We start from the raw sequence: 13,904 nt of genomic DNA on the forward strand, positions 1-13,904 counted from the left end.
AAATGCGCTTTTTACTTAGCCTTATTTTATTAATCTCTCTTATGGTTTCTGCGCAAAAGCAGGAGAATTATAAATCTGAAGTTTGGGTAAGCGATAATGAGGACGGTACCTATACCAATCCAATTCTTTACGCCGATTATTCGGATCCCGATGTAGTGCGGGTTGGAGATGATTATTATATGACGGCCTCAAGTTTTAATGCAGCCCCGGGATTGCCGATCTTGCATTCAAAAGATATGATCAACTGGAAACTGATCAATTATGCGCTCCCGGTGCAGGTGCCAGAAGAGACCTTTGCTGTTCCGCAACATGGGAATGGCGTCTGGGCGCCAAGTATTCGCTCTCATAATAATGAACTTTATATCTACTGGGGTGATCCAGATCACGGCATCTATATGGTAAAGACCGATGACCCGTTCGGGAACTGGGAAGAACCGGTGCTCGTTATGGAAGGAAAAGGACTTATAGATCCTTCTCCGCTATGGGATGACGACGGTAAAGCTTACCTGGTTCATGCCTATGCGGGAAGTCGTAGAGGGGTGAAGAGCCTGGTGACGGTTAATAAAATGAATGCTGAAGGAACCAAAGTTCTGGATGCCGGAAGACATGTTTTTGACGGGCATGATGATCATCCAACCGTGGAAGGCACCAAGTTTTACAAGCGCAACGGTTATTATTACATTTTTGCGCCTGCAGGGGGTGTTTCCACCGGTTGGCAGCTTGTTTTAAGATCGAAGAACATCTACGGTCCATACGAGGAAAAAGTAGTTCTTGAGCAGGGTAGTACAGATATAAACGGCCCGCATCAGGGAGCCTGGGTAGAAACGCCCGAAGGTGAGGACTGGTTCTATCATTTTCAGGATTTGGAAGCCTATGGCAGGATAGTTCATTTACAGCCTATGAGCTGGGAAAATGATTGGCCGGTTATGGGGGAGGATAAGGATGGAAACGGCATTGGAGAACCGGTGAAAACATATAAAAAACCGGATGTTGGTAAAGATTATCCGATTGTAACACCGGTTGAAAGTACCAAATTTGAAGGTGACAGTCTCGGACTTCAGTGGCAGTGGCATGCAAACCCGGACGTGGTGTGGCATGCTAAGCTTCCGGGAGATGACCATTTAAGGTTATTTTCCATCAAGACACAGGAAGATTATAAGAATCTATGGATGACTCCAAATCTTCTTCTGCAGAAATTTCCTGCTCCCAATTTTACCGCCACTACTAAACTGAGCCTTTTTCCTCAGGAGGCCGATAAAGGCAAAAGAACCGGGATCATCGTAATGGGAATGGATTATGCCACTCTTACTCTAACTCATGATAAGGATGGATTTATCATAAAACAAACCCAGGCTATCGCTGCGATCGATGGTGAAGAGGAAGTGACTGTTGAGGAAAAGCGAATCGATTCAAATGAAGCAGTTTTTCGCGTTGAGGTGAGCGCCCCTGATGCGATGTGCCAGTTCAGTTATAGTGAGAATGGTAAAAAATTCAGGAAGATTGGGGAACCATTCAAAGCTCAACCTGGAAAATGGATTGGCGCTAAGGTAGGTTTGTTCAGCGTGAGTACAAAGGAAGCCAAACGAGGTGGTTATGCCGATGTGGAATACTTCAGTATCACAGAATAATCACAGTTAAAAGAAAGGATATGAGATTAATTACAGGGATTATTGTTTTATTCTGTTCCATTGCCCTTACAGGAATTATGAGAGGTCAGCAAAGTTCCGGTTGGGATCCCGAGTCTCTGTATGAAGGTATTGAGTTTGAAATGCCTGAAGTGCAGGAGCCTGTGTTTCCTGATTTTCATGTAAGTATTAAGGATTTTGGAGCTGTGGGTGACGGACTAACTAAAAACACTGAAGCTTTTGAAAAAGCCATTTCTCATACTGCTTCCAAAGGAGGAGGGAAAGTAGTAGTGCCTAGGGGTATCTGGCTAACGGGGCCTATTCATTTTAAAAGCAATATTAATCTTCACCTGGAAGCAGGAGCACTTCTGGTTTTTAGTAAGGATTTTGATGATTATCCGTTGGTAAGAACCAGCTTTGAAGGTCTGAATACAGTTCGGAATACTTCTCCCATCACTGCAAAAGATGTAGAGAATATAGCAATTACCGGTAAAGGAATTATCGATGGAAGCGGAGGAGCCTGGCGGCCAGTGAAAAAAGGAAAAATGACAGGAAGGCAATGGGATGACCTTCTAGAAACGGGAGGTGTATTATCTGAAGATGGTAAAATGTGGTTCCCTTCTGAAAGCTCGAAAAGAGGTCATGAAAGTACCACTAATTTCAATGTGCCAGATAAGATTTCAGAGGAAGAACTACAGGCTGTAAAGGATTTTCTCAGACCGGTAATGGTGAGTATCGTAAAAAGTAAAAAGATCTTATTGGATGGTCCAACCTTTCAGAATTCACCGGCATGGAATATACATCCCTTGATGAGCGAGGATATTACTATTAGAAACCTTACGGTAAGAAATCCCTGGTATTCACAGAATGGTGATGGTGTGGATCTGGAATCATGTAAAAACGTTGTGATCTACAATAATACATTTGATGTGGGTGATGATGCCATTTGTTTTAAATCAGGTAAGAATGAAGATGGCCGTGATCGCGGCATACCTACAGAGAATGTGATAGTAAAGAACAATATAGTATATCATGGGCATGGTGGCTTTGTGATAGGTAGCGAAATGTCTGGCGGAGTTAAAAATGTGCATGTCTCAAACTGTACTTTTATAGGTACCGATGTAGGACTTCGTTTTAAAAGTACCCGAGGCAGGGGTGGGGTTGTTGAGAACATTCATATTTCCAATATCGATATGATCAATATTCCTACGGAAGCCATTCGTTTCAATCTTTTTTATGGCGGAAATTCACCAATCCTTGAAGGAGATCAGGATGCTGCCGATGAAAAGAGAGATGAGACTATGATGCCTGTAACCGAAGAAACTCCGTCTTTCAGAAATATCCAAATGAAAAATATCACAGCTACAGGGTCCAATACCGCTGCCTTTTTTATGGGATTACCTGAAATGAAATTGGAAAATGTGAGTCTGGAAAATGCAGTCCTGGAAGCTGAGAACGGGATCACGGTGATTGATGCCAATGATATAAAACTGAAGAATGTCCGGGTCCTGCAAAAGAAAGGTCCCTCGCTCGTACTTTATAACGCTAAGAATGTTGAGCTTGATAACTTTGAGTTCAATAGAGATTCAGAACCTTCTATTAGGATTCTCGGGGAGAGTAAGGAAATAGATTTCTCTAAGTCTGAAATTTCAGAAAAGGATATTCTAAAAAAGACTTCAGCTTCAGTTAATAAAAAAAAAACTAAAAACTTCATCGAAGTAAAGAATACCCAGGAACTTGTTACAGCTATTGATGATGCTAAACCAGGGGATTCCATTTTTGTTCATTCCGGAACTTATAAGCTCACAGAAAGAATCTATATTAATGATTCCGGTGAGCCTTCAGATAGAATTTATTTGATGGGCGATATTTCAGGTGAGCGCCCTCTACTTGATTTTTCTGCATTGGAAGAAGATTCCTCAAATCAGGGAATTGTTCTTAAAGCCGATAACTGGCATATCAAAGGGCTTCAGTTTTATAATGCCGGGGACAACGGCCTGCATATTCGAGGCAATAACAATCACGTGGAATTCTGCAGTTTTTTTGAATGTGCCGATACCGGACTTCAACTGGATGATGGGGCATCAAATAATACGATTCTTAACTGCGATTCCTTTTTCAATGCAGATTCAAAACTAGAAAATGCCGATGGATTTGCTGTAAAAATGGATGTGGGATCAGGAAACAAATTTATTGGATGTCGTGCCTGGAATAATCTGGATGATGGCTGGGATGGATATTTGAGGGAAGCCGATAATGTGAATACTACCTATGAGAACTGCTGGGCTTTTAATAATGGGTATCTTCAGAATGGCACCGCCGGAAAGGGTGATGGAAACGGGTTTAAAACCGGAGGTAGTGATGATAAGAACAGAAAACATAACGCCACTTATACACGTTGTTTAGCCGTAAACAATCTGAATGATGGTTTTGATCATAACAGCAATCGTGGAACGGTTTCCCTTATCAATTGCTCAGCTACTAAGAATGGACGTAATCTTGCTTTTGCCGAAAAGAACGGCCTGGAAAAGATAATTATTAAAAATACGCTTGTGTTCGGTAAGCTTGGAAAATACAATGCCGAAATTGAACAGGTTGAAAACAATAGCTGGCAGATGGAGTTTGAAGTTCAGGAAAGTGATTTTGTGTCTATGGATTTTTCAGAATTAACTGCACCGAGAAAAAATGATGGGAGTCTTCCCGATATTAGCTTTATGCGACCTGTCTCTTCAAGTAAACTGGTAGATGCAGGAATTAAACTGGAATTGAATTATAAAGGTGAGGCCCCCGAAATTGGAGCTTTAGAAGCCAGATAAATATAAAAATGATGAAAAAGGCAATTGCACTACTTTCTTTTTTGGCCCTGGGTTTATTAGCATTTACTTCCCAGCAGGAACCTGTAACCGTGTACCTGATCGGTGATTCCACGATGGCCGACTATTCTGGCGATTATGACCCCGGAAAGGATTATATGAAAACCCGGTATCCATTAATGGGCTGGGGACAGGTTTTTCAGCAGTTTATGATTTCAGACAGTCTGCCTAAAGTTAGAGGATTGATCAAGGCGGATAGTGTGGTAGTGGACAACAAGGCCAGAGGCGGGCGTAGTACCCGTACCTTTTTCCAGGAAGGTCGATGGCGATCGGTTTTTGAGAATCTGAAAGAAGATGACCTGGTATTGATGCAGTTTGGGCATAATGATGCTTCGGAAAGTAAGGCAGAGCGTTATGTGAATATTGAAGGTTATAAAGAATTTCTACGGTTGTACGTGAGTCAGGCGCGCCAGAAAGGAGCTCATCCCATTATACTTACTCCGGTGGCCCGTAATTATCCCTGGAAAGATGGTCATCTTCAGAATGTTCATGGCGAATACGACCAGGCTGCGAAAGATGTGGCTGAAGAAATGAATGTAATGTTGATTGACCTTAACCAGCGTTCTATGGATTACTTCTCCCAAAAAGGAAAGGATTATGTAAGTAAAAATTACTTTATGAATCTGCCGCCGGGAAAATATGAAGCCTATCCTGAGGGACAGGATGATAATACCCATTTTCAGCCCGCGGGAGCTAAGGCTGTGGCTCAGCTCGTTTTTGATGGAATGAAGGATCTAAAAATAATAGAAAAAGAATGAATATTAAATTAAATATGAACCTGAACAAGTATATATTATTTCTAACGTTTCTTGTCTGTTTCATTTTAAAAATTCAGGCGCAGGAACATGAAATAAAACCATATACCGTTGCCGGAACCTATGAAAAACTTAAAAAGGATTATCCTTTTATCAGACCCGTAGAACCATTAAAATCGGATAATATACTTGCGAAGGAAGACCTGGTTTATAAAAAGATAGGTGAGAGGGAGATCAAAGCCGATGTCTATATTCCGAATAACGGCGACAACAGGAAAAATCCGGCAGTATTGCTGATCCACGGTGGAGGCTGGCTTACCGGAAGTAAGGAAAACGAACGCGCAATGGCCCAGCATCTGGCCATGAATGGTTATACCGCAGTGACAGCTTCTTACAGACTGGGAACTGAAGCTATCTATCCAGCAGGGGTTTTAGATTTAAAAGACGCCGTAAAATGGATGCGTGAAAATGCCGAAGATTTCCAGATAAATAAAGATAAAATTGCAGTGCTGGGAGCCTCTGCTGGAGCACAACTGGCAACACTGTTAGGTGTCACCCCAAATTCCGAAATATTTAAAACTGAGAATAATAATATTTCAGATGAGGTCCAGGCGATCATAAATGTAGATGGGATCGTTTCTTTTGTTCATCCGGAAGCCGAGGAAGGCTGGATGGCCGCCACGTGGTTGGGAGGATCTAAAGCCGAGAAATTGGATAACTGGGTAGAAGCTTCCCCATTGGAATATGTGGATGCTGAAACTCCGCCTACATTGTTTATCAACAGTTCCTATCCGCGCTTTCACGCGGGAAGGGACGATATGACTGAAATATTATCTGAAAATGTTATTTATTACGAGGTTCATACCCTGGAGAATTCACCTCATTCTTTCTGGTTGATGCATCCATGGTTTGAAAGAACTCTCAATCTTACAGTAAATTTCCTGGATAAGATTTTTAAAGATTCTTCTTCAGCCAGAGATACTTATCGTGAAATTACAGTAGCTCAGGATGGTTCCGGAGATTATACTACGATTCAGGAAGCAATTAATTCTACGCGTGACCTGGGTCCGGGAGAAGTGAAGATTCATATTAAGAATGGAACTTATAACGAGAAACTGGAGATCCCTTCCTGGAAACATCAACTTACTTTGATAGGGGAGAGCCAGGAAAATACGATCATTACCAATGATGATTATTCCGGAAAAATGAATCCGCAGACCGGAAAGGAATTTTCGACTTTCAATTCGTATACAGTTCTGGTTCGGGGAGATGATATTAAAATTGAGAATCTAACGATCACAAATTCTTCCTGCGGCGAGGGCCAGGCGGTGGCCCTGCATGTGGAAGGAGATCGTTTTGTAATAAAGAACTCTAATATTCTGGGTTGCCAGGATACCATTTATACGGCAACTGAAGGCAGTCGGCAACTATATCTCAATTGCTATATTGAAGGAACTACAGATTTTATTTTTGGAGAAGCCACGGTAGTATTTAAAAATTGCGCTGTTCATAGTTTGAAAAATTCTTATGTAACTGCCGCTGCTACTCCTCAAAACCAGGAATTCGGATATGTTTTTATTGATTGTAAACTTACCGCTGCCGAAGATGTGGATGAGGTTTACCTGGGACGTCCCTGGAGGCCTTATGCTCAAACCGTTTTCATTAATACTGAAATGGGGTCTCATATCGTGCCTGAAGGCTGGGATCCATGGACAGGGGATAAAATGTTCCCCAATAAGGAGGAAACCACTTATTATGCTGAATACAATAGCAAAGGTGAGGGAGCTTCACCGGAAACTCGGGTTGAATGGTCGCACCAGCTTTCTAAAGAGGAAGCAAAAAAATATACGCTTGAAAATATTTTTAGTAATTCCACAGACTGGTACTGGGCTTCCAAGGCCATAAATAATTACGCTAATGATGAGAAATAATTCACGATTTTACTATCTGGGATTGATTTTGATTTCAGCTATCATTTTTTCCTGTGGTAGTGAAAGTATTGAAGAGGAGATAGATAACGGGACCCCCGACACTGGACAAAACCCTGATCCGGACCCAGACCCTGAGCCCGAAGAATCTTCAGTGATAATCGTTGAGACTCCATCAGAACTTTCTTTGGCTATTTCCAATGCTAAAGCAGGGGATTCCATAATAGTTAAAGCTGTGACATTTACACTGAACGGAAGAATAAGAATAACCACTTCCGGCCTTTCATCAGAAAAAATAGTTCTTATAGGAGAAGAATCGGAAAACAGGCCCAAATTCGATTTTTCAGGAATGAGTGAAAATTCATCAAATCAGGGAGTCATCCTTGCCGGGAATAACTGGCATGTGAAAGGAATCGACTTTGTTGGAGCCGGTGATAATGGAATGAAAATAGAGGGTAGTAATAACCTGATTGAGTTCTGTACTTTTTCAGAATGTGCCGACACCGGTTTGCAGATTGATAGCGGGGCTTCCAATAATACGATCCTCAATTGTGACTCCTATTTTAATGCTGATTCACGTATCGAAAATGCTGATGGTTTTGCCTGCAAACTTACGGCGGGAACCGGGAATAAGTTTATCGGGTGCAGGGCCTGGAACAATCTGGATGACGGCTGGGATGGATACCTTCGCGGTGCCGACAATATTACCACTACATACGAGAATTGCTGGGCCATCAGGAACGGTTATCTGCAAAATGGCGTCGCAGGCGGAGGGGACGGAAATGGTTTCAAGACAGGTGGTAGTGATGATAAAGCTCTAAAGCATAATGCAGTTTATACGAATTGTATCGCTGTTGGGAATCTGTTTGATGGTTTTGATCACAACAGCAATAGAGGAGAAGTAACTATTCTCAACTGTTCAGCCTATGATAACGGAACGAACTATAATTTCAGCAGTACCAATCCGCTTTCCAAATTAACAATCAAGAATAGTCTTGTTTTAGGAGAGAAAGGAAGGACAGAAGCTACTGAAACTGATATTTCGTATAATAGCTGGCAGCTGGGGGTTGAGGTTTCTGAAGCAGATTTTAAGAGCCTTGGAATAGAAGAATTGTTAGGTCCCAGAAAGGCTGACGGAAGTTTGCCTGATGTTAATTTTATGCATTTGGTAGCCGAAAGTGATCTTATAGATAAAGGAGTTGAAGTTGGATTAACCTATGAGGGTGAAGCACCCGACTTAGGTGCCTTCGAATTTAAAAATTAAAGCTTTGATATGAAGAATTTATTAATGTTCTGCCTGCTGTTTTTTACAGTAATTGTTTCAGCACATGAAAAACCCACGCTTTATTTAATTGGCGATTCCACCATGTCTGATAAAAAGGATCCCGGCAGGAATCCCGAACATGGCTGGGGCCAGATGCTCCCTGAACTCATGACTTCAGAAATCAATATTGAAAATCATGCAGTGAATGGCCGTAGTACAAGAAGTTTTATTTCTGAGGGGCGATGGGAAAAGGTTAAAAACAAGCTACAGCCGGGAGATTTTGTTTTTATCCAGTTCGGTCATAACGATCAGAAAATTCAGGATCCTGAAAGATATACCAACCCCTTTACTCAGTACAGGGCCAATCTTGAAAAATTCGTTAGGGAGACCAGGGAAAAAGGAGCTAACCCCATTTTGCTTAGTTCCATAGTACGCCGGAATTTTAACGAATCCGGGGTTCTGGTCGATACTCATGGGGAATATCCTCTGGTTACGAGAATGGTTGCTGAACATATGGACGTCCCATTCATAGATATGCAGTTATTAACAGAACAACTTGAAACAGCGTACGGACCTGAGGATTCCAAACAACTACATCTTCACCTTGAACCCGGCCAGAATAATTATGAACCGGAAGGAATGCAGGATGATACTCACTTATCTGAAAAAGGGGCGAGACTTGTTGCGAGTCTCGCGCTTCAGGAAATCTATAGAAAAGATCTTGAACTCAAAGAATACATCCAACCTGAAGTTCTGGAAAGGGATTTGTTTACAAAAGAATAAGAATTAAATGAAAAGATTGATGCAGAAAAGATGTTTGGAATACGGATTTGTACTATTAATATCTTTCTTGGTTTCAATTGGAGGACTAAAAGCTCAGGAAACTGAAAAGTTAAGTTGGCGGGAAGTTCAGCATAGATCCAGGCAATGGTATGCCGGGGAGGAAGCCCGACAAATTGCCGATAACGTATTGCTTTATCAGCATGATAATGGAGGTTGGCTTAAGAATATTAATATGGCCAGGGAGCTTTCTGAAGCAGAAATAGAAGAGCTTGAAATTGAAAAATACCAGGAGATAGGAACCACTATCGATAATGGAGCGACCCATACACAGCTAAGGTTTCTTGCCAGGGTATATAAGGCTACAGGAGAAAAAAAATATAAGGATGCCTTTCTTCGGGGAATGGATTTTTTACTCCAGGCACAGTACGAGAATGGCGGCTGGCCTCAGTTCTACCCTATCAGGAAAGGATATTACGACCATATCACATTTAATGACGGGGCCATGATGGGGGTAATGAATCTGTTACGGGATATTGCGAAACAAAAGTCCACTTATTCATTCGTAGATAAAAAAAGGGTTCAAAAGGCTCAAAATGCAATTGATAAGGGCTTGGATATTATATTAAAAACACAGGTAAAAGTTGATGGGGAACTCACTATCTGGTGTGCGCAACACGATAAGGATGACCTGAGCCCGGCCAAAGCCCGGGCTTATGAGCTGCCTTCTTTAAGCGGAAAAGAAAGTACAGAAATAGTGGAATATCTTATGAAGCTGGACAATCCTTCAAAAGAAGTAAAGCAATCCATTAGAAGTGCGGTTAAATGGTTTGAGGAGAATAAAGTAATGGGACTTAAAGTGAAATGGATAGACGATCCTGATGCGCCGGAAGGTAGGGATAGGATTGTAGTGAAGGATTCTAATGGTGGTCCGCTCTGGGGAAGATTTAATGAAATTGAAACCGGCCGGCCTATTTTTGTTGGACGGGATGGAAAGATAAAGTATCATCTAAATGAAATAGAAAGAGAACGACGGGTAAATTATAATTATATCGATAATTATGCAGAAGATCTCTTATACCGGAAATATCCTGAATGGGAAAAGACACATTAAAACTGGTAAGTGCCATTACCAGGTCTGGAGGCGGCGCCTTTAATAGACGTATTCAGCCTGATGAGAGAAGAATTACTTAAAAAAACAATATGAAAACAACAGTTTTGGGTTTTATCCTATTTCTTCTGACCTGTGCCTGTCTGGCACAGGAATATAAATCCATCTGGCCGGAGGGGAAAATGCCCAATTCCAGGGGTATGAAGCTGGAACTTCTTGAAAAAGGGGAGCGTATTACCCAGGTTGCTGAACCAGGATTGTACAGATTTTTACCTGCCAAAGAAGAAAATAAAGGAGCTGCGGTTTTGATCCTACCTTCGGGTGGTTATCAGCATCTTACCTATAACTGGGGAGGCTTTCAGGTAGCCAAATGGTTTAATAGCCTCGGGGTTTCCGCATTTGTGCTAATATATCGTTTACCCACTTCTCCAGATCTTAAAATCAGGCATAAGGGACCAATACAGGACGCTCAGCGGGCAATGAAGGTAATAAGGTCCAGTGCGGTACAATATGGGATCGATCCCGGAAAAATTGGTGTTTTTGCAACTTCAGCCGGGGGACATCTCGCCACTACTTTAGGAACACATACTGAAGATTTTTCAGTAATAAAGAATGATACCCTAAATGACTATTCTTTTAAACCCGATTTTCAGGTCCTCGTTTCTCCTGTAATCAGCTTCGGAAAATATGCTCACGGGGGAAGCAGGGAAAATTTCCTTGGTACATCTCCTTCTGAGGAAATGATAGAGAAATATTCTAATGAATTGCAGGTAAGCGGTGATACACCTCCCTCATTTCTTGTGCATGCGCAGAATGATAGGTCGGTAAGCCCAATAAATAGTATCTTGTTCTATGAAGCCATGCTAGAATATGGTGTAGAGGGAAGTCTACATATTTTTCCTGTAGGTAGTCATGGGGTTGGAATAAACAATAGTTCAGAGTTGACAGATATGTGGCCGGAATTATGCGAAAAATGGTTGAAAGAAATAGATGTATTAGATTAAAACTCAAAACTAAAGCCTTTTTCGGTTAATTTTTGATAAATTCTGTCATCGAATTTATAGAGCTTGGCAGCACGATGAGAAACATCTTTTTCTTTCTCTTTTAAATCGACCAGGAGTTTCATTTTTAAAAATTTACGTCTGAAATTAGGTTTGTCCATTTTTAAACCTAGAATTTCTTCATATAACTGCATGAGCTGAAGCAGAGTAAATTTTTCCGGTAAAAGGTTAAATCCAATAGGAGCATGCTTAACCCTGTGGCGTAACTTTTTCAGGCTGAAATTAAGAATCTCATTGTGATCGTAGATCAACTCTGGAATCTCTTCCAATTTGAACCAGCTAGCTTCAGAGGCGGTAAATCCGGCTTTTATATCATATTTTTCCTTATTTATAAGAGCATAATAGCCGATGGTGATAATTCTTCCTTCAGGAAATCTGTTTGGATCACCAAATGCTTTCAGTTGTTCAAGATAAATATCCCCTAAGCCAGTGAGTTCTTTCAATAATCTATTCGCGGCCAGGTCTATGCCTTCCTCCTTTTTTATCCATCCACCGGGCAGGCCCCATTCACCTTTTTTTATTCCTAACGCATGTTTTATCAGCAGAACTTCCAGTTTGCCATCTTGGAACCCGAATATAACACAGTCTATTGTGACCGATTTGATAACAGATTTATCCTCTAATTCTCCTGTTTCCTGATTGATTAACCTTCTCTTCATGGATGCAAATATACTTTTCGAAATTCAAATGGCTTTTCTTCACAATAAACCTTAATACTTTTAAAATTCAGGTATTTCATTAAAAAATATCGAATTCTCAGATAGAAACATTGAAAGTTGGACAAATTTTAGCTATACTTGTAGTCATATCTACTATAAGATTTGTCAAATATACCAAAACCGACCATTTCCTTTCAAATTTTAAAATTAAAAACCTTTAGCATATGCAAACGCTCGATACTCTAGACTGGATTTTTATTGGTTTTTACTTTCTCATCCTTGCCGGAATCGCTATTTGGGTAATTAGAAAAAAGAAAGAGAATACTGAAGATTATTTTCTCGCAGGGCGTAATGTAGGTTGGTTTGTGGTAGGTGCTTCGATCTTTGCGTCTAACATAGGCTCAGAACATGTAGTAGGACTCGCGGGGGCCGGGGCCGGGAATAAATTGCCCATGCTTATTTACGAGCTACATGCATGGGTGGTTCTTCTTTTAGGCTGGGTGTTCCTTCCATTTTATGCCAGAAGCGGGGTTTTTACCATGCCCGAATTTCTCGAAAAGCGTTTTGATGCCCGGTCCCGATGGGTACTGTCTGTTTTTTCCATCATAGCTTATGTGCTTACCAAAATATCTGTAACCATTTATGCCGGGGGGATCGTGGTATCTGCTTTGTTAGGCATAGATTTCTGGACAGGTGCCTTATCAACGGTTGTTTTAACCGGTTTATATACTGTTCTTGGAGGGATGAAAGCGGTGGTCTATACAGAAACCCTTCAGGCAATTGTACTTGTCCTTGGAGCGGCCACGCTTACTTTTGTGGGACTGGATGCTGTAGGTGGATGGGGAAGTATTCAGGAGACGGTAGGGCCGGAATACCTTGATATGTGGAGGTCAGCAAATGATCCTGAATTTCCCTGGCCTACCCTTTTGATCACCAGTAGTATTGTTGGGATCTGGTATTGGTGTACCGATCAATATATTGTTCAAAGAACTCTTACTGCGAGAAATATAAAGGAAGGAAGAAGGGGAACCATTTTTGGTGCGTTGCTCAAGTTATTACCAGTATTCCTTTTTCTTATTCCGGGGATCATAGCACTAACTTTGAAAATGAGAGGTGAGTTGCACTGGGATTCTCCAGATGAAGCTTTTCCAGTTCTTATGAGTAATCTTTTACCTTCTGGGATCAGAGGGCTTGTAGCTGCAGGATTACTAGCCGCTCTTATGAGCTCACTTGCATCGGTATTCAACTCCTGCTCTACCTTATTTACGGTTGACATTTATAAGAAGTTAAGACCTAATACCCCGGAGAAGAAGCTCGTTAGAACCGGACAGATTGCAACAGTGGTAGTGGTGATTATCGGAATTGTGTGGATACCTATTATGGCTAATATTTCTGGGGTACTATATGAATATCTGCAGAGTGTTCAATCCTACATTGCACCTCCTATCACTGCGGTATTTCTGTTGGGGATATCTTACCGTCGTATTAATGCCACAGCTGCTTTTGTAACCCTCGTAGTTGGTCTGATGGTGGGGACTATTAGAATATTTCTGGAAATAATAAAAGATTCTCTGAATCAGGACGGAATTTTATTCTATTTAGGGGATATGAATTTCCTTTCGTTTGGAGCATGGTTCTTCCTTTTCTGTATAATCTTACTGATTATTGTTAGTTTGTTAACCAAAGAACCTTCAGAAGAAAAAACACTTAACCTCACCTTTTCTACCATTACTGATGAAGAGAAGAAAAACAATAAAAGCAGTTATAACTGGAAAGATATACTCATTACCATTATTGTGCTGTTGATTGTCGCTGCCATTATGATATTCTTTAATGGTGATTAAATTG

10 protein-coding genes are annotated in these 13,904 nt (G+C 41.1%); 9 read left to right on the top strand and 1 reads right to left on the bottom strand.

The window, feature by feature from the left end; genetic code table 11:
* Window positions 1-2 precede the first annotated feature (2 nt).
* The 8 genes from NE848_RS03485 (at window position 3) to NE848_RS03520 (ending at window position 11,340) form a co-directional block, all read left to right on the top strand.
* On the top strand, window positions 3-1,628 hold the full coding sequence (locus tag NE848_RS03485; protein WP_252110818.1) for a glycoside hydrolase family 43 protein: 1,626 nt from the start codon (window positions 3-5) through the stop codon (window positions 1,626-1,628).
* Between the two features lie 20 nt (window positions 1,629-1,648).
* The gene (locus NE848_RS03490) at window positions 1,649-4,441 is read left to right on the top strand and encodes a glycosyl hydrolase family 28 protein (protein ID WP_252110819.1); all 2,793 of its coding nucleotides are present in this window, start codon (window positions 1,649-1,651) and stop codon (window positions 4,439-4,441) included.
* Window positions 4,442-4,449: 8 nt separating this feature from the next.
* On the top strand, window positions 4,450-5,256 hold the full coding sequence (locus NE848_RS03495) for a rhamnogalacturonan acetylesterase (RefSeq protein WP_252110820.1): 807 nt from the start codon (window positions 4,450-4,452) through the stop codon (window positions 5,254-5,256).
* Window positions 5,253-7,184 carry a pectinesterase family protein gene (locus tag NE848_RS03500; RefSeq protein ID WP_252110821.1) on the top strand — a complete coding sequence of 644 codons (1,932 nt, stop codon included), beginning with the start codon at window positions 5,253-5,255 and terminating at the stop codon, window positions 7,182-7,184. The genes NE848_RS03495 and NE848_RS03500 overlap by 4 nt, the downstream gene beginning before the upstream one ends.
* Entirely contained in the window at window positions 7,171-8,445 is a 1,275-nt protein-coding gene (locus NE848_RS03505) for a right-handed parallel beta-helix repeat-containing protein (RefSeq protein ID WP_252110822.1), read from the top strand. The genes NE848_RS03500 and NE848_RS03505 overlap by 14 nt, the downstream gene beginning before the upstream one ends.
* Window positions 8,446-8,454: 9 nt before the next feature.
* Window positions 8,455-9,228 (top strand): rhamnogalacturonan acetylesterase, encoded by a 774-nt coding sequence (locus NE848_RS03510; RefSeq protein WP_252110823.1) that lies wholly within the window; start codon window positions 8,455-8,457, stop codon window positions 9,226-9,228.
* Window positions 9,229-9,235: 7 nt separating this feature from the next.
* The gene (pelA, locus tag NE848_RS03515) at window positions 9,236-10,339 is read left to right on the top strand and encodes a pectate lyase (RefSeq protein ID WP_252110824.1); all 1,104 of its coding nucleotides are present in this window, start codon (window positions 9,236-9,238) and stop codon (window positions 10,337-10,339) included.
* Window positions 10,340-10,428: 89 nt separating this feature from the next.
* Window positions 10,429-11,340 carry an alpha/beta hydrolase gene (locus NE848_RS03520; RefSeq protein WP_252110825.1) on the top strand — a complete coding sequence of 304 codons (912 nt, stop codon included), beginning with the start codon at window positions 10,429-10,431 and terminating at the stop codon, window positions 11,338-11,340.
* On the opposite strand, the gene NE848_RS03525 is transcribed toward NE848_RS03520, so the two are convergent.
* Window positions 11,337-12,056 (bottom strand): NUDIX hydrolase, encoded by a 720-nt coding sequence (locus NE848_RS03525; RefSeq protein WP_252110826.1) that lies wholly within the window; start codon window positions 12,054-12,056, stop codon window positions 11,337-11,339. The two genes, NE848_RS03520 and NE848_RS03525, sit on opposite strands and share 4 nt — an antisense overlap.
* A gap of 224 nt (window positions 12,057-12,280) precedes the next feature.
* On the opposite strand from NE848_RS03525, the gene NE848_RS03530 reads away from it, so the two are divergent.
* Window positions 12,281-13,900 (top strand): sodium:solute symporter, encoded by a 1,620-nt coding sequence (locus NE848_RS03530; RefSeq protein ID WP_252110827.1) that lies wholly within the window; start codon window positions 12,281-12,283, stop codon window positions 13,898-13,900.
* The last annotated feature ends 4 nt before the right edge of the window (window positions 13,901-13,904 follow it).

Source organism: Gramella jeungdoensis (assembly GCF_023805255.1).
Classification (GTDB): domain Bacteria; phylum Bacteroidota; class Bacteroidia; order Flavobacteriales; family Flavobacteriaceae; genus Christiangramia; species Christiangramia jeungdoensis.